Genomic DNA, 20,096 nt, shown 5'->3' with positions numbered 1-20,096 from the left:
CCATGGCATGTATGTCATTCAAACTTGGGGAGACACCCTGCGCCTGCTGGTCGAGTTGTCGGCCACTGCCGCCTTTGCCCTCTCGGGCCTGATGGAAGCGGCGCGCAAACAGCTCGATGCGGTGGGCGTCTGTGTCGTGGCTTTCTTGACCGCATTTGGCGGTGGCACCCTGCGCGATTTGCTGCTCGACCAGCGCCCCTTCTTTTGGGTGCAACACACCGAAATCCTCTGGGGCGTTTTGGCCTTGTGCGTGCTGGCCATGGCTTTCATGCGCCAGCGCCATTTTGAAGTCACCGAAAAAGCCATCCTCTGGCCCGATGCTGTCGGCCTGGGCTTGTTCACCGCCACCGGTGTGCACCATGCGCTGCAGGCCCTCATGCCGCCGGTGGTCGCCGTGCTCATGGGCCTGATCACCGGCGTGTTTGGCGGGGTGCTGCGCGACATGGTGTGCAACGAAATCCCTAGCGCCTTCAAAGACCACCGGCCCTACGCGGTCTGCGCCTTTGCGGGTGGCTGGACCTATGTGGGTTTGTGGCTCATCGATGCCCCCGGCTGGTTGGCTCTGCTGGGCTGCGTGGTGATCACGGTCGGCTTGCGCGCACTGGCACTTTGGCGCAATTGGCAACTGCCTGCCTGGCGCACCTGAACCCCTTGAACACCCACGCCATGCCGAACAACACCAGCGCTTTATGGGGAGGCATTTTCTTTTCATTGGCCGCCGGCATGATGTGGGGCCTGGTGTTTGTCGGCCCCTTGATGCTGCCCGAATACCCTGCCGCCCTGCACACGTTTGGCCGTTATCTGGCCTTTGGTTTGATCGCCCTGCCCTTGGCGTTCATGGACCGTGCCGAGATCCTTCGCCTCACCCACAGCGACTGGCTGGCCGCGCTCAAACTGGCGGCCATCGGCAATGTGCTCTATTACCTGTTTTTGGCCAGCGCCATCCAGCGTGCGGGCGGCGCATTGCCCACGATGATCATCGGCACGCTGCCGGTGGTGATCGCCGTCTCGGCCAACGTGCTCAACCACCAGCGCGATGGGCGTTTTCCTTGGCTCAAACTCGCCCCCCCCCTGGTGCTCATCTTGCTGGGCATCGCCTGCGTGAACCATGTCGAGTGGACCGCTCTGGTGCAACACCCAGCCGCTGACACCACACGCTACATCACGGGTGCTGTGCTGGCCGTTGGCGCGGTGGTCTGCTGGACCTGGTACCCATTGAAAAACGCCGACTGGTTGCGCGGCCACCCCGACCGCAACCCCCGCGTCTGGGCCACAGCACAAGGCATCGCCACGCTGCCACTGGCGTTGTTCGGTTATGCAGCTTTCTGGCTCTGGACCAGCGCCACACACCACCCCATGCCCATGCCGCTGGGCCCACGCCCCCTGGAATTCATCGGTCTCATGATGGCCATTGGCCTGTTCGCCTCTTGGCTGGGCACCCTGTGCTGGAACGCCGCCAGCCAACGCTTGCCCACCGCCCTGGCGGGGCAATTGATCGTGTTTGAGACCCTGGCAGCGCTGGCCTACGCCTTTTGGCTGCGCGGCCAGTGGCCCGAACCCCTCACGCTGACCGGCATTGCGCTGTTGGTGGCGGGGGTGATGGGCGGGGTGCGGGTCAAGGCGGTTTGATGAACACAAACCGGAGCGGCTCGATCGCCGCCGTGCTGTGTCTTGAGGCCCGAGGTCTGCCCCCTCAATACACCGGCTGATGCTGCTTCAAGCTCGCCATCACTTCCGCCGTCAGCACAAAGCCCGCACCATACTTCGCGGCCAGTTCTGCACACCGCTTGGCAAACGCATCCACCCCTTGACCGTAGATGAACTGCAACGCGCCGCCCGTCCAGGCTGGAAAGCCGATGCCGAAGATCGAACCGATGTTGCCGTCGTGTACCGAGGTCAGCACGCCTTCTTGCAGGCAGCGGGCGGTTTCTACCGCTTGGCGGTACAACAGGCGGTCTTGGATGTCTTGGGGGTTGTAGGCCACATCGGTTTTTTCAAAGCGGGTTTTGAGTTCAGGCCACAGCGTCTTTTTCTGGCCAGCAGGGTAGTCGTAAAAACCACCGCCTGCGGCGCGGCCAGGACGTTTGAGCTCTTTGACCATGCGCTCGACCAACAATTCACCGGGCGTGGCGGTGTGGGTTTTGCCTTCTTTGGCCAAGTCTTCGCGGGTTTGGTCCAGCACATGCACCGACAGCGACAGCGCGGTTTCGTCCAGCACGGCCAGTGGCCCCACAGGCATGCCCACTTGCATGGCCAAGTTTTCGATCACGGGGGCAGGGATACCCTCGCCCAGCATGGCTGCGCCCTCCATCACAAAAGTGCCAAAGGTGCGGCTGGTGTAAAAGCCGCGCGAATCGTTCACCACGATCGGCAGCTTGCCCAGCGCCTGCACGTAGTCATAAGCCCGGGCGATGGTGTCGTCGTCGGTTTTTGCGCCGCGAATGATCTCCACCAGCTGCATCTTGTCCACGGGGCTGAAGAAGTGGATGCCCACAAATTTCTCGGGTTTGGCACTGGCCGTGGCCAGGCCGCTGATGGGCAAGGTCGAGGTGTTGCTGGCAAAGAAGCCACCTTCAGCGAGCATGGGCTCGGCCTCTTGCGTGACGCGGGCTTTGAGTTCGCGGTTTTCAAACACGGCCTCGATGATCAGGTCACAGCCTTGGAGGTCTGCAGCGCTGGCCGTGGGCTGGATGAGTGACAACAAAGCCGCTTGTTTGTCTGCGGTCATGCGGCCTTTGTCCACGCGCTTTTGGGTGAGTTGGTGGCTGTAGGCCTTGCCTTTTTCTGCGGCTTCAACGCTCACGTCTTTGAGCACGGTGGCGATGCCCCGGCTGGCTTGTGAATAGGCAATGCCCGAGCCCATCATGCCTGCGCCCAAGATGCCCACTTTTTGGGGCTTGTAGCGCGGTGCAGCCTTGGGGCGGCTTTGGCCGCCCTTGATGCTGTTCATGTTGAAGAAGAAGGTGTTGATCATGTTGCGCGCCACCTGGCTGGTCATGAGACCCGCCAGATATCGGCTTTCGATGCGCATGGCGGTGTCAAAGTCCACCATCGCGCCTTCGACCATGGCGGCCAGCGCCGCTTCGGGGGCGGGGTACAGGCCGCGTGTTTTTTGCTTGAGCACGGCCGGGGCCACGCTCAGCATGCCCGCGATCTTGGGGTTACTCGGCGTGCCGCCGGGCATTTTGTAATCCTTGCGGTCCCACAGGTGTTGGGCGGCTTCGGGCTGGCCTTGGGCTGCCGCGATGTGCGCCAAAGCGCGGGGGCGCAGCTGCTCGTCGCTCGCCACAATCTCGTGCACCAGGCCCAGCTTTTGCGCCTCTTCGGGGCCAAAGAGTTTGCTCTCCAGCACGTAGGGCTGCGCCGCCAGCAGGCCCAGCTGGCGCGTCATTTTGGTGATGCCACCACCGCCAGGAATCAAGCCCAGCGTGACTTCGGGCAGGCCGAACTGCGTTTTGGGGTTGGCCGTGGCGATGCGGTGGTGGCCGATCAGCGCCACTTCCCAACCACCACCCAGGGCCGAGCCATTGAGGCAACTGACCACGGGAACGCCCAAGGTTTCAATGGTGCGGAAAGCTTTCTTGATGCCTTCGATGTCGGCAAAGACACGCGGGCCGTCTGAGGCTTGGGAGCGCATCACGCCCTTGAGGTCGGCCCCCGCAAAAAAGGTCGACTTGGCCGAGGCCAGGATGACGCCTTTCAATGCCGCCTTGTCTTTGGCCACCTGCTCGGCCGCCTGGGCCAAATCGGCCTGCCATGGCAGGCACATGGTGTTGACCGGCGAGCCCTGCTCGTCAAAGGTGATGGTGGCGATGCCGTCCGCCAGTTCGTAGCGCAGTGTTTTCAAAATGATGGTGCTCATGGTGCTCTTTTCCCGGTCAAACGCGTTCAACGATGGTGGCAATGCCCATGCCGCCGCCCACACACAAAGTGGCCAAGCCGTAACGCAGCTGTCTGCGGTGCAGCTCGTCGATCAGGATGCCCAAAATCATGGCGCCCGTGGCCCCCAGCGGGTGGCCCATGGCGATCGCGCCACCGTTCACGTTCACTTTTTCGTGCGGCACATGCATCTCTTGCATGAACTTCATGGGCACAGCGGCAAAGGCTTCGTTCACCTCGAACAAATCGATCTGGTCAATCGTCAGACCCGCCTTGGCCAACGCCTTGCGTGCGGCCGGCATGGGGCCCGTCAGCATGATGGTCGGATCGGCCCCCGACAAAGCCACCGACACGATGCGGGCACACGGCGTGAGGCCATGGGTTTTGCCTGCGGCCTCCGAGCCGATGAGCACCGCCGCTGCGCCGTCCACGATGCCGGACGAGTTGCCCGCGTGGTGTACATGCTGGATGCGCTCGACCTGCGGGTAGCGCTGCAAGGCCACCGCGTCAAAGCCCATGGCGCCCAGCTGCTCAAACGAGGCTTTGAGGCCACCCAGTGTTTCCACGGTGGTGCCGGGTTTGATGAATTCGTCGTGCGCCAGAATGACCTGGCCCAGCTTGTCTTTGACCGGCACGACCGAGCGATCGAAGTGGCCGGCCGCACGCGCTGCTGTGGCGCGCTTTTGCGACTCGACCGCAAAGGCATCGACATCGTGTCGGCTGAAGCCACTCATGGTGGCAATCAAATCAGCGCCAATGCCTTGCGGCACAAAGAGTGTGGCGCTGTGGGTTTCGGGATCTTGCGCCCAGGCGCCGCCGTCCGAGCCGATCGGTACGCGGCTCATGCTCTCCAAGCCACCGGCCACCACCAGGTCTTCCCAGCCGCTGCGCACTTTCATCGCGGCCATGTTCACGGCCTCCAAACCCGAGGCGCAAAAGCGGTTGAGCTGCACACCCGAGCAACGCCAGTCCCAGCCCGCCGCCAGCGCCGCCACTTTGGGGATGACCGAGCCTTGCTCGCCAATGGGCGAGACCACGCCCATGACCACGTCGTCCACGGCAGCGGTGTCGAGCTGGTTGCGGCTTTGCAGCTCGCGCAACACGCCTGAGAGCAGGCTGACCGGTTTGACCTCGTGCAGGCTGCCGTCTTTTTTGCCTTTGCCACGCGGGGTACGCAGGGCGTCATAAACAAATGCTTCGCTCATGAATGTCTCCTGGGGGTCATCAAGGGGTTTGCCCTGTGTTGTGGGGTTCTGCATTCAGTATAGACTTTTACCAAGCAAACGCTTTGTATAAATCAAACTTTCAGTCCAACAGGTGACAGCCATGATCGAACGCACCCTTTTTACCGCCGACCACGAAGCTTTTCGCGACAGCTTTCGCCGATTCATGGACAAAGAAATCGCCCCCCACCACGAGGCTTGGGAAGAGCAAGGCTATGTGGACCGCGCCGTCTGGAACAAAGCCGGTGAAAACGGCTTTTTGTGCATGACATTGCCTGAGGCCTATGGTGGCTCGGATGCGGACAAGCTGTATTCGGTGGTGCAGATGGAAGAACTCGCACGCGCCGGTTTCAGCGGCATTGGCTTCGGTCTGCACAGCGAAATCGTCGCCCCTTACATCCTGCATTACGGCACCGAGGCACAAAAGCAAAAGTACCTGCCCAAGCTGGCCAGCGGCGAGATGGTGGGCGCGATTGCCATGAGCGAACCGGCTGCGGGCTCGGACTTGCAGGGCGTGAAAACCACCGCACTGCTGCAAGCGGACGGCAGCTATTTGATCAACGGCAGCAAGACCTTCATCACCAACGGCTGGCACGCCGACCTGGTCATCCTGGTGGCCAAGACCGACCCGGCCGCCGGGGCCAAAGGCACCAGCTTGTTCCTCATTGAACGCGGCATGCCCGGCTTTGAAAAAGGCAAGCGTTTGAAGAAGCTGGGCCTCAAAGCGCAGGACACGTCCGAACTCTTCTTTGACAACGTCAAAGTCAGCGCAGACCAGCTGCTGGGCGGCACGGCCATGCAAGGCAAGGGCTTCATTTGCCTGATGGAGCAGCTGCCATGGGAGCGCCTGCAAATCGCGATTGGCGGCATTGCGGCCGCGCAAGCGGCGATCGACTGGACGGTTCAATATGTGAAAGACCGCAAGGTGTTTGGCCAGGCTGTGGGCAATTACCAGAACACCCGCTACACCCTGGCCGAGTTGCAGACCGAGGTGCAGGTGGCGCGTGTGTTTGTGGACAAATGCTCAGAGCTCTTGCTGCAAGACAAACTCGACACCGCAACCGCCAGCATGGCCAAGTACTGGTGCTCAGATTTGCAGTGCAAGGTGATGGACGAATGTGTGCAGCTGCACGGCGGCTACGGCTACATGTGGGAATACCCCATCACCCGCGCCTATGCCGATGCCCGTGTGCAACGCATTTATGGCGGCACCAACGAGATCATGAAAGAAGTGATCTCGCGCAGCATGGGTTTGGCGGGTCGCTGAAACGCATGAGCGAGCTGGCCGAACCCAAACGCGCACGCGGGCGCCCCAAAAAGACGGCGGGCGAACGCGACGATGGCAACCGCCGCCAGGCGCTGATCTCGGCGGCGGCGCAGTTGTTCAAGCGCCAGGGTTACGACGCCACCAGCACCCGCGAGATCGCAGCGCTTGTGGGCATGCAGTCAGGCTCGCCTTTCTACCACTTTGGCAACAAACAGGACCTCTTGCTGGCCGTGATGGTCGAAGGCATGCAGCAAGCCATTGCGCGGCAACACGCGGCCTGCACACACACCACGGCCGACAGCGCCCGCGAGCGCTTGCGCCAACTCATCCGCCACCACTTCGATGTGCTGTTGGGCCCCGACAGCGACTTTATCCCAGTGATGCTCTACGAGTGGCGCTCGCTTGCCTCCGCACAGCGCAAAGCCATCACCGAACTCAAAGACGACTACGAGGCCGCCTGGATGCCGGTGCTGCAAGCCCTGCATGACACAGGGCAACTGCAAGCGCCTGTGGGTTTGGCGCGTTTGATGATTTTTGGTGCGCTCAACTGGTCGGTGCAATGGTACGAACCTGCCCGCAAAAGCAACCCTGCCAAACGTGCCACGCTGGACGAGTTGACCGAAACCGCCTTGCAACTTTTTTTAAAACACACCCCATGAGCCCATCGCCTGTCAGCAATTACCAATCGGTTTTCACCCCCGGCTTGCTGGCGGGCCAAGTGATTTTGGTGACTGGGGGCGGCTCGGGCATTGGCCGCTGCACCGCACACGAGCTGGCCAGTCTTGGCGCGCATGTCGTGCTGGTGGGCCGCAACCCCGACAAGCTGACCGCCACAGCGCAAGAGATCACGGGTGACGGTGGGCAAGCCACTTGGCACAGCTGCGACATCCGGCGCGAGGGCGATGTCCAAGCCATGGTCACGCAGGTGGTGCAGCAGCACGGCCGCATCCAAGGTCTGGTCAACAACGCGGGCGGGCAGTACATCTCGCCCCTGGCCAAGACCAGCGCCAAGGGTTGGCAGGCGGTCATCGACACCAACCTCACCGGTGGCTTTTTGGTGGCGCGCGAGTGCTTCAACCAAAGCATGCAGCAGCACGGCGGCGCGGTGGTCAACATCGTGGCCGACATGTGGGGCTCTATGCCCGGCATGGGCCACAGCGGTGCCGCGCGTGCGGGCATGGTCAGCTTCACCGAAACCGCTGCATTGGAGTGGGCGGCGCAAGGCGTGCGCGTCAACGCCGTGGCCCCGGGCTACATCGCCAGCAGCGGCATGGACCACTACCCACCCGAAGCCGGAGACATGCTGCGCGCCATGCGCGCCACGGTGCCACAAGGCCGTTTTGGCACCGAGGCAGAGACCTCGGCTGCGATTGTGTTTTTGCTCTCGCCCGCCGCGAGCTTCATCAGCGGCACTGTGCTGCGCGTGGACGGTGCCCGCCCCCAAATGCGCATGGGCTGGCAGCAGGCCACGGCCCCAGCCGATGTGCAAACACGCGACGCTGTCAAAGCTTTTGACGGCTTTCACCGCGCCGTGACCCCCAAGGTTTTCCAATGACTTTTGAATCCACCTGGAACCCGCACAGCCCTGTCGCGCAGCAAAGGCGTGAGGCGGCTCTGGCCCGCTTGGCGCAGTGGCATGCCCTGCAAGACCGCGCAGCGCTTGCCTCGGCCCAGTCCAAATCGGTGTTCGACAAACGCGGGCAGTTGCTGCCGCGTGAGCGTGTCGCCTTGCTGCTGGACCCGGGTGCGCCCTTCTTGCCACTGTGTGCGCTGGCGGGCTTCATGCAGGACACCCCCGACCCGGCCAAGTCGGTGCCCGGCGGCGGGATGATTGCGGGCATCGGGTTCATCAGCGGGGTGCGCTGCATGGTGGTGGCCAGTGACTCGGGTATCGAAGCCGGGGCCATTCAGGCGCGGGGCCTGGAAAAGATTTTGCGGGTGCAAGAGTTGGCCCTCGAAAACAAGCTGCCTTTTGTGCACCTGGTCGAAAGCGCCGGGGCCAATTTGATGCAGTACAAGGTTGAAGGTTTTGTGCTGGGCGGCAGCCTGTTCCGCAATCTGGCCCGTTTGTCGGCCGCAGGCCTGCCCGTGCTCACGGTGCAGCACGGCTCGGGCACCGCAGGCGGGGCCTACATGCCGGGCCTGTCGGACACGGTGATCATGGTGCGTGGCCGCTCGCGGGCTTTTCTGGCGGGGCCGCCTTTGCTCAAAGCCGCCACCGGCGAAGTGGCCACCGAAGAGGAGTTGGGCGGCGCCGAGATGCACACCAGCGTGTCGGGCCTGGGCGAATACCTGTGCGAAGACGACCGCCACGCGCTGGGCATGGCACGCGATGTGGTGGCACGTTGGGACTGGGCTGCACAAAAGACACCACGAGAATCCAAGCCCCCGCGCCTGGACGCCGAAGAGCTGCTGGGCCTGATGCCCGTCCACCACCGCGAGCCCGTCGACCTGCGCGAGGTGATTTTGCGGTTGGCGGACGACTCGGATTTTCTGGAATTCAAACCGCTGTTCGGCGCAGCCACGGTGTGCGCACAAGCCCGCATCGGCGGGCATGCCGTGGGCATCATCAGCAACAACGGCCCCATCGATGTCGCCGGGGCCAACAAGGCCACACACTTCATCCAGTGGATGTGCCAGCTGGGCCACCCCATCGTGTATTTGCAAAACACCACGGGCTACATGGTGGGCAAAGACAGCGAACAAGGCGGCATGATCAAACACGGCGCCAAGATGATCCAAGCCGTGACCAGCGCCACCGTCCCGCAGATCACCATCCAGTGTGGCGCCTCGTTTGGTGCGGGCAATTACGGCATGTGCGGGCGGGGGTATGCCCCGCGTTTTTTGTTCAGCTGGCCGGGTGCCAAGACGGCCGTCATGGGCGGCGAGCAAGCCGCACGCACCATGCAGATCGTGACCGAAGCCGGCATGGCCCGCAAAGGCATCACGCCCGACCCCGACAAGATGCAGGCCCAGTTCGACAAGATCGTGGCCTTGTTTGAAGCGCAGGCCGACGCCTTCTACACCAGCGGCCTGGTGCTCGATGACGGTGTGATCGACCCGCGTGACACCCGCAGCGTGCTCAGTTTTTGCCTCGACACCTGCGCCGAAAGTGCAGCCCGCCAACCCCGCGCCACCTCGTTTGGCGTGGCCCGCATGTGAACCAGCCACGGAGACAAACCATGCAATACACCCACGAACACCGCGAAATCCAGAACACGCTCAAGCGCTTCATCGACGCCGAGATCAACCCCCATGTGGATGAGTGGGAAGCCGCTGAAATATTTCCGGCGCACGAGGTCTTTAAAAAGATGGGCAACTTGGGCCTCTTGGGCCTGACCAAGCCCGAAGCCTTTGGTGGTGCGGGCTTGGATTACTCGTACAGCATGGCCATGGCCGAGGCGCTGGGCCACATTGAGTGCGGCGGCATTCCCATGGCCATTGGTGTGCAGACCGACATGGCCACCCCTGCACTGGCGCGTTTTGGCAGCGACGAATTGCGTGCGCAGTTTTTAGCACCGGCGATTGCTGGCGACATGGTTGGCTGCATCGGCGTGAGCGAACCCGGTGCGGGCAGCGATGTGGCGGGCATCAAAACCGTGGCCCGCAAAGACGGTGACGATTACGTCATCAGCGGCCAGAAGATGTGGATCACCAACAGCCTGCAGGCCGACTGGATGTGCATGCTGGTCAACACCGGTGAAGGCCCCATCCATCAAAACAAGAGTCTCGTCATGGTGCCCATGCGCGAAAACGGCAAGCTGCTGCCCGGCATCGAGGTGGGCAAAAAGATCAAGAAGATCGGCATGAACAGCAGCGACACGGGCTTGATTTATTTTGACGAAGTTCGGGTGCCCCAGCGTTACCGCATCGGGGCCGAGGGCCAGGGCTTCATCTACCAAATGCAGCAGTTCCAGGAGGAGCGCCTGTGGTGCGCGGCCAGCACGCTGCAGTCGCTCACCAACTGCATCCAATGGACCGTGGACTGGGCGCAAGAGCGCAAGCTGTTTGGCAGCACACTGGCCGACCAGCAATGGGTGCAGTTCAAGCTGGCCGAACTCAAAGCCGATGTGGAATGCTTGCGTGCCCTGACCTACCAAGCCTGCGAGCACTACATCGCAGGCGAAGACGTGACTGAGTGGGCCACCATGGCCAAACTCAAAGCCGGGCGCCTGAACCGCACCGTGCCCGACACCTGCTTGCAGTTTTGGGGCGGCATGGGTTTCACTTGGGAGAACAAGGTCTCGCGCATGTACCGCGATGGCCGTTTGGCCTCGATCGGCGGCGGCGCGGACGAAGTGATGCTGGGCATCTTGTCCAAGATGATGGGCATGGTCAAACGGCCCCAAAAATGAGCACGCCCGTGAGCAACTCTTTGCTGATCACGCGCCAAGGACCGGTCGAGACCTGGACACTGAACGACCCGGCCACACGCAACGCGCTGAGCGATGCCATCGTGGACGGCTTGTTCAGCGCTTGTGCACGGGTTGCTCATGACACATCTTTGCGCATCGTGGTGTTGACCGGCGCAGGCGGTGCCTTTTGCGCAGGTGGCAGTTTGGGCGGCTTTTCCAGCCTGATCGGGCAGCCCCTTCAAGAGGGACAAACCGACCCGCTGCTGGCCATGAACCGTGGCTTTGGTGACCTGCTGCACGCGCTGTACGCCCTGCCCCAGTTGCTGGTGTGCCGGGTCGATGGCGCGGCCATGGGCGGCGGTTTTGGTCTGGTGTGCTGCGCCGACCATGTGGTGGCCACAAGCCGTTCGGTGCTGGGCACGCCCGAGGTCACGCTGGGCTTGCCGCCTGCGCAAATTGCGCCTTTCGTGTGGCAGCGCTTGGGCGATAGCGCGGCACGCCAGTGCCTGCTGCAAGGCCTGAGCTACAGCGCTGCCCAAGCGCAACAAGTCGGCTTGGTGAACGAGGTCATCGATGAGGAAAGCGATACTGCGTGGGGAAAAACACTCACGCGCCTGATGCGTGCAGCCCCCGGCGCGGTGGCCAGCACCAAACAACTGCTGCGCAGCGTGCGCGGCCCGGTGCCCGACATGCGCGATGCGGCTGCGCAGGCTTTTGCCAGCGGCTTGCGAAGTGCCGAGGCCGCCCAAGGCTTGGCCGCTTTTGCGCGCCGACAACCCGCACCCTGGACACTTTCTGACAAGGACAAGGCATGAACCCCCAGGTCTCTCGCCTGCTGATCGCCAACCGGGGCGAGATCGCCCGCCGCGTGATCCGCACCGCGCAGCGCATGGGCATCGCCACGGTAGCGGTGTATTCAGACGCCGACCGCAACGCTTTGCATGTGCAAGAAGCCGACACCGCCGTCGCCTTGGGCGGCACGCTGTCGTCTGAATCGTATTTGCGCATCGACAAGCTGCTGCAAGCGGCGCGCGACACGGGTGCCGACGCGGTGCACCCGGGTTATGGTTTTCTGAGCGAGAACGCGGAGTTTGCCCAGGCCGTGATCGACGCGGGCCTGACCTGGGTCGGGCCTCCACCCGAGGCGATTCGGGCGCTGGGCAGCAAATCAGCCGCCAAAGCGCTGGCCCAAAAACATGGCGTGCCTTGCCTGCCGGGCTACTTTGGCACGGACCAAAGCGACGCCACTTTCACGCAACATGCACACCGACTGGGATTTCCGCTCATGGTGAAAGCCGTGGCCGGGGGTGGTGGGCGCGGCATGCGCCTGGTGAGCGACATGCGCCAGCTGCTGCCCGCGCTGCACAGCGCCCGCTCGGAAGCACTGGCCGGTTTTGGCCATGGCGACTTGTTGATGGAGCGCGCCTTGCTGCGGCCCCGCCACATCGAGGTGCAGATCATGGCCGACACACAAGGCCACTGCATCCACTTGGGTGAACGCGATTGCTCGGTGCAACGCCGTCACCAAAAGATCATCGAAGAATCGCCCAGCCCGGCCGTGGATGCTGCGCTGCGCGCGCAACTCGGGCAAGCGGCCGTTGCGCTGGCGCAATCGGCGGGCTATGTGGGCGCGGGCACGGTGGAGTTTTTGCTGGACGAGGCACGGGCCGATAAACCGTTTTATCTCATGGAGATGAACACCCGGCTGCAGGTGGAACACCCAGTGACCGAGGTGCTCACGGGTCTTGATTTGGTGGAATGGCAGCTGCGCATCGCACGCGGCGAAGCGCTGCCGCTCAAGCAAGCCGATGTGCGCTTGCATGGTCACGCCATGGAGGTGCGCTTGTGCGCCGAAGACGAACACTTCACGCCACAAACCGGCACCGTGCAAGCCTTTTCAGCGCCAACAGCTTTGCGCTTTGACCATGCGCTGCATGTTGGTGCCGTGGTCACGCCGCATTACGATTCGATGCTGGGCAAGCTGATCGCGCACGCGCCCACCCGTGCTGAAGCCATTGACCGCCTGCAAACGGGTCTGGACCAGACTGCCGTGCTGGGTCTGCCCACCAACCGCGCGTTTTTGGCTGCGTGTATTCAGCACCCGATTTTTCGCGCCGGTGAGGCTTTGATTCCTTTCCTGACCGAGCAAGCCGACACCGTGCGTGAACGCTTGCAAGCCAGCGCCGATGCACAAACCGTGGCTGCGCTCGCGGTGCTGTATGCCCAGCACCCACCCGCACAGCACATGGCCAGCCCCTTTGCGCGTCCGGTTCGCATGGGCTTTGCGGGCCAGGCCAACGCTTGGCAAGCGGCGGTGCATGAACTGGGACAAGGTCTGGTGCGGGTGCACCAAGGCGATGTCACACACACAGCACTGATTCAACATGCCCGTAACACGCACACCAAGGGCGCCCATCACAACACGGTCGCGGTCACCCTGAACGGTGTGCGTTGGCAAGTGCAAGCGGCCCACACGGGCGGCATGCCATTGCGCTGGCATGTGCAAGTGCAGGGCACGCACAGGACCGAGCTGTGGCTGAGCAACCTGAGCCACAGCGCCCCTGCCAGCGGCCCCAACGCACCCACAGCCACCCTGCTGCGTGCCCCCTTTAATGGCAAGCTCATCGCACTGCATGTGCGCGAGGGGGACAGCGTCAAACAAGGTGACGCGCTGCTGGTGATTGAGTCCATGAAACTCGAACACACCCTGACCGCCGTACGCGACGGCGTGGTGCGCAGCGTGCCGGTGTCGACGGGCCAGCAAGTGGGCCCCGGCCAGGTGCTGGTGCAATGGCAGGAGGCCACATGAACGACGTTGATTTCACCACCGACGACCTGAAAAGCCTGCAAACCACAGTGGAACGCTTTGCCAAGCAGGCGATTGCGCCCCATGTGTCCGCTTGGGAAGAATCCGGTCAGTTTGACCGATCGCTGTACACCCAGGCCGCGCAGTTGGGCTTGCTGGGCTTGGGCTATCCCGAGCACTTGGGCGGCACACCCGCGCCTTGGCGTGCTCGCAACCTGCTGTCGCAAACCCTGGCGCGTTACGGTGGCAGCGGTGGCGTGATGGCCAGCTTGTTTTCACACAACATCGGCCTGCCCCCCGTCATGGCGCACGGCAGCGCCGAGCTGCAGGCCGAAGTGGTGCCGCCGGTGCTGCGCGGCGAGCGCATCGCAGCGCTGGCCATCACCGAGCCCGGCAGTGGCTCGGACGTGGCCAGCCTGCGCACCACGGCCCGCGCCGATGGGGCGGACTATGTGATCGACGGCGAAAAGACCTTCATCACCTCCGGCCTGCGTGCCGACTGGATCACGCTGGCGGTGCGCACCCATCCCGCCAGCAAGGGCGCCAGTGGCATCTCGATGGTGGTGGTGCCTGGCGACGCGCCGGGCATCACACGCACACGGCTGCACAAAATGGGCTGGCACAGCTCCGACACGGCGCAGCTGCACTTTGACGGTGTGCGCGTCCCCCAGCGTTACCGGCTCGGTGACGAAGGCGCGGGCTTCAAGATGATCATGGGCAACTTCAACGGCGAGCGCCTGGCCATGTCGGCCATGGCGCTGGGTTTTGCGCAGGCTTGCTTGGACGAAGCACTGACATGGAGCCGCCAACGGCAGACCTTTGGCTCGGCCCTGATCGAGCGGCAGGTGATCCGCCACAAACTGATGGACATGCAAATGCGCATCCTGTCCACCCATGCCTGGGTGGATGCGGTCACGCAGCAAGCCGATGCGGGCCAAACCGGTGCCGAGTGGGTGGCGCAGGTGTGCCTGCTCAAAAACCACGCCACCCAAGCCATGCAGTTTTGCGCCGATGCCGCTGTGCAAATGCTGGGCGGCATGGGCTTCATGCGTGGTCCCGTGAGCGAGCGGGTTTACCGCGAGGTCAAGGTGATGATGATCGGCGGTGGTGCCGAAGAGATCATGAAAGAGCTGGCAGCCAAACAACTGGGTGTTTGATCCCTCAGACCAACACCTGCTTGGCTGCAAACAGGTACAACGGAATGCCCAACAAAATATTGAAGGGAAAGGTCAAGCCCAAAGACATGCCAAAGTACAGCGAGGGGCTGGCCTCTGGAATGGCGTGACGGATGACTGCGGGCACAGCGATGTAAGACGCACTGGCCGACAGCACCATCAGCAATGCACCATTGCCTACCGACATGCCCAGTGCCCAAGCCAGGCACAAGGCCAAGCTGGCATGCACCCAGGGTCCGAGCAAGGCATACCCCACCAACCACGGTGATTGCCCTTTGAGTTGCCCCATGTTGCGCGCGGCCAGCAAACCCATATCAAGCAAAAAGAAAGCCAGCATGCCTTTGAACAAATCCACCGAAAACGGCTTCATGACCGACTGACCGGACTCGCCCGTCATCCAGCCAATCAGCATGGCACCCAACAAAAGCAGTTGCGCGCCATCTGTCAGCGCTTCATGCAAGATTTTGCCCAAGGGCGGGTTGTGGGCCCCCACGCTGGCATCTGCCCCCCTGTGCTCGGTCAAGCTGTCTTGGCTGCGCATGCGGCTGCGCATGCGGCTGCGCACGTGGTTGGCCATGACCACCGCAAACACGATAGCGGGCGACTCCATCAGGGCCATGGCCGCCGCCATGTGCGCACCAAAGGCAATGCCTTGGTTGTCCAAATACTGAGAGGCGGTGATGAAGGTCACCGCGCTGACTGAGCCATAGGTGGCGGCAATGGCTGCCGCATCAAAACCGGACAAAAAATGGCGCAGGATGGCATAACCCATCAAGGGCACCCCAAAAGCCATGACCAACGCTGCCCCTAAACTGATGAGGACATCAGGGGTCAGGCCCGTTTGGGCCAAGGCAAAGCCACCCTTGAGACCCAATGCCATGAGCAGGTACAAGGACAGGAAGCGCGAAATGGGTTGGGGTATCTCCAAATTGGACTTCAACGATCCGGCCAAAATGCCAAACACAAAGAACAAAATGGCCGGGTCTGTGAAGTTGTTCATGGCTGCTGACACCGATCAATCAAAAATATCATGCAACCAGGATTTTTTGGGTTTGTAGGCATAACGTTCGTCGTCCCGATAGCGCCCATCACCGTAGGGCTGTTGCATCGGCTGGGCGGCATGTGGGCCAGCAGGCTTTGCAGCTGCGCTTGTTGTCGACACCGCGCGATCGAGCAGCTTGTCCAGTTCGCCACGGTCCAGCCAAATACCCCGGCATGCGGGACAATAGTCGATTTCAACCCCTTGACGCTCGGCCATAACCAAAGGGGTATCGCTGCAAGTGGGACATTTCATGGTGACTCCTTTGAATTTAGACAATCGCAACATGGGGACTCCAACTTTGAGCAGTTTTAAAACGGCAAACGTCCCCACCCATTCAGACGCAATGTACACAGCCCAATCCTTTGGAAAAAGCAGATAATTACTGATAAATATTCCCGAAAAACCACAGCATGAGAACCACCTTCAACTACAAGCATTTGTATTATTTTTGGGTGGTCGCCAAAGAAGGTGGGATCACAAGGGCCGCAGACAAGCTCGACATGGCGGTTCAAACCGTCAGCGCGCAAGTGCGTGAGCTGGAGAAGTCTTTGGGCTATGCCTTGCTCAAACCTTCAGGCAGGGGCTTGGCACTGACCGATGCGGGACTGGCCGCGATGCAGCAAGCAGATCAAATTTTCCAATTGGGTGAAAACCTCCCTGCCAAAGTGCGTGACGCTGTGAGTTCACCCACGGTGCGATTGGCGGCAGGCATATCGGACGGCCTGCCCAAGTTGGTGGTGCGCCGCCTGATGCAACCGGTGATGAGCGAGCCGCATCTGCGCTTGCTTTGCCACGAGGGTGAGTTCGACGAGCTCCTCGGTGACTTGGCGCTGCATCGCCTGGACGTGGTGTTATCGGACCGCCCCGCACCGAGCCATGCCAACATCAAACTCTACAACCACGCGCTGGGTTCTTCAGCCGTGTCCTGGTACGGCAGCGCAGCGTTGGTGAAATCGGCCAAGAAGAAGTTTCCCGCCAGTCTGAGCGAGGTGCCAGTGCTGCTGCCCACTGGGCACACCGCGGTGCGCACCCGGCTGGACCATTGGTTTGAGCACCACAACATCACGCCGCGCATTGTGGGTGAATTTGAAGACAGCGCCTTGCTCAAAACCTTCGGTGAAAGTGGCATGGGCGTGTTTCCGGCTGCTGAATGGGTGCACGATGAGTTGTTGGCGCACTACGACGTGCACCGCTTGGGCCCTTGTGAGGGTGTGAAAGAAAACTTCTTCGCCATCGGCACTGAAAAAAAAGTGCAACACCCGCTGGTGCAGCGTCTTTTGCAGGCCAGTGACGGGGCCCATTAAGACGGGGATACACCCCGAGATTCAGACAAGAAAAAGCCCCCAAGGCTTGTGACCCTGGGGGCTTGTGAATGAATGCAATCTGTCAGGCTTTGGCCGAACGCACACTGAGCAACATGGTGGTGGCCAAAATACCGACCACAACACCGAGGGAAATGCCGACTGGAATCTTGAACACATCAATCAGGCACATCTTGGTGCCGATGAAAACCAAGATCACGGCCAGACCATAGTTGAGCAGGTGAAACTTGTTGGCCACTGCCGCCAGCAAAAAGTACATGGCGCGCAAACCCAAGATCGCAAAAACATTGCTGGTGAGCACAATGAAGGGGTCTGAGGTGATCGCAAAAATCGCTGGGATTGAATCCACCGCAAAGATCACATCGGTCAAGGCAATCAGGCAAATCACCATGAACAACGGGGTGGCGATTTTCTGGCCATTTTCAACGGTCCAAAAATTTTCACCATCGTAATTTTTGCTGACGGGCAAGACCTTGCGCAACAACTTCAGTGCGGGGTTGTCCTCCAGATCAGGCTCTTTACCCGCGGCCCACCACATCTTCACACCGGTGAGGATCAGAAATGCACCAAACACATAGAGCACCCAGTGGAATTCGGCCAGCAACCAGCCACCCACCAAAATCATGATGGTGCGCAACACGATGGCACCGATGATGCCGATCATGAGCACACGCTTTTGGAATGGGGTCGGCACGGCAAAGTAGGTAAAAATCATCAAGAAGACAAAAATGTTGTCCACTGCGAGGGATTTTTCGATCAAGTACCCGGTTAGAAATTCGAGCGACTTGGTGTTGGCCAGCTCGACTGACCCTGTTGTGTCCTTGATGGCCCACCAAAACAAACCATTGAACAAAAAGCTCAACGCAATCCAGATCAGCGACCAGTTGAGCGCTTCCTTGACGCCAATGTCATGCGCGCCTTGCTTTTTGAGCACCACAAAATCAACGAACAACGACACCAGCACGATGACCACAAAGGTGGCCCAGAGCCACAGGGGGGCAACGGTTTCCATGAAATACCTCTTTGTTATGGATGACACACATCAGCAGGACTGCACCCGCCAAGGGCACCGAGACAATATGGCACCACTGGCGCAACAGATCCTGTTGAATGACTCTATTTTTACTGAATAATTCGCGATTTCATTCCTAAAAAATAAGAATATCAGACTGGATTTTCTTGCTGTTTTCTCAAGCTGTGCTTGGGCAACATGCTTGGGCTGACACTTTGGATTGTTCATGCCTGTTTTTCACAATTTTCGGACCGCTTTCAAGAAAGCCTTGCCCACGCGCGAAACCCTGGCCCACATCACTTGGTTGCGTCCAGTCGCGCATCACCTGATCCAACCGCATCTTTGGCGACTGCAACGTGAATCGGTGGCAAGGGGCGTGGCCATTGGCACTTTTTGGGCATTCGTGATCCCCTTGGGTCAGACTTTTGTCGCCGCAGCCCATTGTGTTTGGTGGCGCGGCAACATTCCAGCAGCAGCGGTCATGACCATGCTGACCAACCCACTGACTTTCGGCTTTTGGCTCTGGTTGGCCTATCCAGTCGGTCAACTGTTCTTGGGAGAAGGCCTGCTCGAACAGCCCTTGCCCGATTCGAGTTGGACCCAGAATTTGCAAGACGTCGGGGCTCCGGTGTTGTTGGGCATGGGCATTTTTGGTGTGGGTGGCGGCGTATTGTCTTATGGGTTGGTGAAACTGGGCTGGCGCATGCGCGTGGCCATCCGACGCCATCGCTCCAACGCCGGCCAATCAACCCCCACCTGAAGGTTCAAAAAAAACGCCAGGCCTTTGCAGGCACTGGCGGTTTTTCATTGCAGCCTGGGCTGCAAACATCACTTCTTGTCGCTGAAGTAAGCCGAGGTCACTTTCCAGCGGCCATCGGTGATTTGCGACATGCGCGAAGCGTTGCTGCCCAGACGCTTGGTGGGGCTGAAGGTCATCTCGCCCGTCCCGAAGATATCGGGTGGGATGACCATGGTGTCCATGGCCTTGATGATGCTCTCGGTGGTCACATTGGCGCCTGATTTCTCAACCGCACGCAAGAAGGAATCGATGGCGTTGTAGCCGTAGACCGAGAACACGGTCGGGTCTTCGTTGAACTTGGTCTTGTACTTGTTGGCCCAGAAGCGGATGGGCTGTGCAGCCTCGTCCAGATAAGGGTGTTGGGTGGACATGGTGGCGTAGAAACCATTCATGGCAGGGCCGCCCAACTTGTGGATCAAGTCGGTGTAAGCAGCGCTGGAGCCGAGGAAAGTGGGGTTGAAGCCCAAGCGGCGTGCGGTGGCAATACCGCCAATGGTTTCACGAATGATGGTGCCCATGACCACAAAGTCGCACTTGGACGAGGCCAGTTTTTGCATCTGAGATGCAAAGTCGGTTGCGCCGCGTTTGTAGGTAGTGACTTCGGCAAACTGCATGCCCATGGACTTCAGACCCGCTTCGGCACCACGGAACACTTCCAGGCCGAATTCATCGTCTTGGTGCATGGCGCAAATTTGCTTGGCGTTCTTTTCCTTCACCAAAATTGGCACACCCAAGCGCATCTGGTCGTAGTAGGTGGCGGCAAAGGAGTACTTGAGCTTGTGGAAGGGCTCGTACATTTCACGCGCAGCCGTGACAGGGAAGAAGTTGATCACGTTCTTCTGGAACTGCACCGGCATGGCAGCCATGTTTTGCGCTGTGCCGATGTGGCCAATCATGGCAAAAATTTTGTCCTGGTTGACCAGCTTTTGCGCGGCCAACACGGCGCGGCGGGGGTCATAGGCCGAGTCCTCGACCAGCAGCTTGAACTTGCGGCCGTTGATGCCGCCTTGCTCGTTGGCTTCGTCCACGCGCAGCATCATGCCCAAGCGCACTTGCTTGCCAAAGCCGGCCAGCGGACCGGACAAATCCTGGATGGAGCCGAGCGTGATTTCAGTTTTAGAAACGCCCTGTGTCTGGGCCATGGCCGCGCCAGCGGTCAAGGCCATCGCAGCGGCGACAAGGCTGAGTTTGAGTTTCATGTTGCAGGTCTCCTGTT

Annotated in this window: 18 protein-coding genes; 12 read left to right on the top strand and 6 right to left on the bottom strand. The window is 60.9% G+C overall.

What is annotated here, in order from left to right:
* The first annotated feature begins 7 nt into the window (after positions 1–7).
* Complete coding sequence (locus ACHEXK_RS02315; protein ID WP_416547679.1) at positions 8–646, top strand: trimeric intracellular cation channel family protein; 639 nt, start codon at positions 8–10, stop codon at positions 644–646.
* Positions 647–666: 20 nt separating this feature from the next.
* Positions 667–1,629: a DMT family transporter gene (locus ACHEXK_RS02310; protein ID WP_416548825.1), complete on the top strand. Its 963-nt coding sequence runs from the start codon at positions 667–669 to the stop codon at positions 1,627–1,629.
* A gap of 64 nt (positions 1,630–1,693) precedes the next feature.
* On the opposite strand, the gene ACHEXK_RS02305 is transcribed toward ACHEXK_RS02310, so the two are convergent.
* Together ACHEXK_RS02305 and ACHEXK_RS02300 are read right to left on the bottom strand one after the other, a co-directional pair.
* Entirely contained in the window at positions 1,694–3,847 is a 2,154-nt protein-coding gene (locus ACHEXK_RS02305) for a 3-hydroxyacyl-CoA dehydrogenase NAD-binding domain-containing protein (protein WP_416548823.1), read from the bottom strand.
* Between the two features lie 31 nt (positions 3,848–3,878).
* Positions 3,879–5,084: an acetyl-CoA C-acetyltransferase gene (locus ACHEXK_RS02300; protein ID WP_416547677.1), complete on the bottom strand. Its 1,206-nt coding sequence runs from the start codon at positions 5,082–5,084 to the stop codon at positions 3,879–3,881.
* Between the two features lie 121 nt (positions 5,085–5,205).
* Between ACHEXK_RS02300 and ACHEXK_RS02295 the strand changes: the two genes are divergently transcribed.
* The 8 genes from ACHEXK_RS02295 to ACHEXK_RS02260 are packed head-to-tail and all read left to right on the top strand — an operon-like array spanning position 5,206 to position 14,687.
* Positions 5,206–6,369, top strand: a complete 1,164-nt coding sequence (locus ACHEXK_RS02295; RefSeq protein ID WP_416547675.1) for an acyl-CoA dehydrogenase family protein — start codon at positions 5,206–5,208, stop codon at positions 6,367–6,369.
* A gap of 5 nt (positions 6,370–6,374) precedes the next feature.
* Complete coding sequence (locus ACHEXK_RS02290; RefSeq protein ID WP_416547674.1) at positions 6,375–7,028, top strand: TetR/AcrR family transcriptional regulator; 654 nt, start codon at positions 6,375–6,377, stop codon at positions 7,026–7,028.
* Complete coding sequence (locus tag ACHEXK_RS02285; protein WP_416547673.1) at positions 7,025–7,924, top strand: SDR family oxidoreductase; 900 nt, start codon at positions 7,025–7,027, stop codon at positions 7,922–7,924. The genes ACHEXK_RS02290 and ACHEXK_RS02285 overlap by 4 nt, the downstream gene beginning before the upstream one ends.
* The gene (locus tag ACHEXK_RS02280; protein ID WP_416547671.1) at positions 7,921–9,531 is read left to right on the top strand and encodes an acyl-CoA carboxylase subunit beta; all 1,611 of its coding nucleotides are present in this window, start codon (positions 7,921–7,923) and stop codon (positions 9,529–9,531) included. The genes ACHEXK_RS02285 and ACHEXK_RS02280 overlap by 4 nt, the downstream gene beginning before the upstream one ends.
* 20 nt (positions 9,532–9,551) lie before the next feature.
* A complete protein-coding gene (locus ACHEXK_RS02275; RefSeq protein ID WP_416547670.1) occupies positions 9,552–10,724 on the top strand; it encodes an acyl-CoA dehydrogenase family protein in 1,173 nt (390 codons plus the stop codon).
* Positions 10,721–11,539: an enoyl-CoA hydratase/isomerase family protein gene (locus tag ACHEXK_RS02270; RefSeq protein WP_416547669.1), complete on the top strand. Its 819-nt coding sequence runs from the start codon at positions 10,721–10,723 to the stop codon at positions 11,537–11,539. The genes ACHEXK_RS02275 and ACHEXK_RS02270 overlap by 4 nt, the downstream gene beginning before the upstream one ends.
* Positions 11,536–13,533 (top strand): acetyl/propionyl/methylcrotonyl-CoA carboxylase subunit alpha, encoded by a 1,998-nt coding sequence (locus ACHEXK_RS02265; protein WP_416547667.1) that lies wholly within the window; start codon positions 11,536–11,538, stop codon positions 13,531–13,533. Before ACHEXK_RS02270 ends, ACHEXK_RS02265 begins: the two co-directional genes overlap by 4 nt.
* Positions 13,530–14,687, top strand: a complete 1,158-nt coding sequence (locus tag ACHEXK_RS02260; RefSeq protein ID WP_416547665.1) for an acyl-CoA dehydrogenase family protein — start codon at positions 13,530–13,532, stop codon at positions 14,685–14,687. The genes ACHEXK_RS02265 and ACHEXK_RS02260 overlap by 4 nt, the downstream gene beginning before the upstream one ends.
* 4 nt (positions 14,688–14,691) lie before the next feature.
* On the opposite strand, the gene ACHEXK_RS02255 is transcribed toward ACHEXK_RS02260, so the two are convergent.
* Together ACHEXK_RS02255 and ACHEXK_RS02250 are read right to left on the bottom strand one after the other, a co-directional pair.
* Positions 14,692–15,705, bottom strand: coding sequence for a sodium-dependent bicarbonate transport family permease (locus tag ACHEXK_RS02255; protein WP_416547663.1), 1,014 nt, complete (start codon positions 15,703–15,705; stop codon positions 14,692–14,694).
* A 15-nt stretch (positions 15,706–15,720) separates the two neighbouring features.
* Positions 15,721–15,999, bottom strand: coding sequence for a zf-TFIIB domain-containing protein (locus tag ACHEXK_RS02250; RefSeq protein WP_416548821.1), 279 nt, complete (start codon positions 15,997–15,999; stop codon positions 15,721–15,723).
* 158 nt (positions 16,000–16,157) lie between these two features.
* Here ACHEXK_RS02250 and ACHEXK_RS02245 point away from each other — a divergent pair, with 158 nt between their 5' ends.
* On the top strand, positions 16,158–17,051 hold the full coding sequence (locus ACHEXK_RS02245) for a LysR family transcriptional regulator (RefSeq protein ID WP_416547662.1): 894 nt from the start codon (positions 16,158–16,160) through the stop codon (positions 17,049–17,051).
* 82 nt (positions 17,052–17,133) lie between these two features.
* Here ACHEXK_RS02245 and ACHEXK_RS02240 read toward each other — a convergent pair whose 3' ends face one another.
* Positions 17,134–18,081, bottom strand: coding sequence for a TerC family protein (locus ACHEXK_RS02240; protein WP_416547660.1), 948 nt, complete (start codon positions 18,079–18,081; stop codon positions 17,134–17,136).
* A gap of 226 nt (positions 18,082–18,307) precedes the next feature.
* Here ACHEXK_RS02240 and ACHEXK_RS02235 point away from each other — a divergent pair, with 226 nt between their 5' ends.
* Positions 18,308–18,841 (top strand): DUF2062 domain-containing protein, encoded by a 534-nt coding sequence (locus ACHEXK_RS02235; protein ID WP_416547658.1) that lies wholly within the window; start codon positions 18,308–18,310, stop codon positions 18,839–18,841.
* A 68-nt stretch (positions 18,842–18,909) separates the two neighbouring features.
* Here the strand turns inward: ACHEXK_RS02235 and ACHEXK_RS02230 are convergent, their stop codons facing one another.
* The gene (locus ACHEXK_RS02230; protein ID WP_416547657.1) at positions 18,910–20,079 is read right to left on the bottom strand and encodes an ABC transporter substrate-binding protein; all 1,170 of its coding nucleotides are present in this window, start codon (positions 20,077–20,079) and stop codon (positions 18,910–18,912) included.
* Positions 20,080–20,096: the final 17 nt, after the last annotated feature.

This window comes from Limnohabitans sp. DCL3 (genome assembly GCF_048019295.1).
Classification (GTDB): Bacteria; Pseudomonadota; Gammaproteobacteria; order Burkholderiales; family Burkholderiaceae_C; genus Limnohabitans_A.
This window is presented reverse-complemented; position numbering and strand designations above follow the sequence as displayed.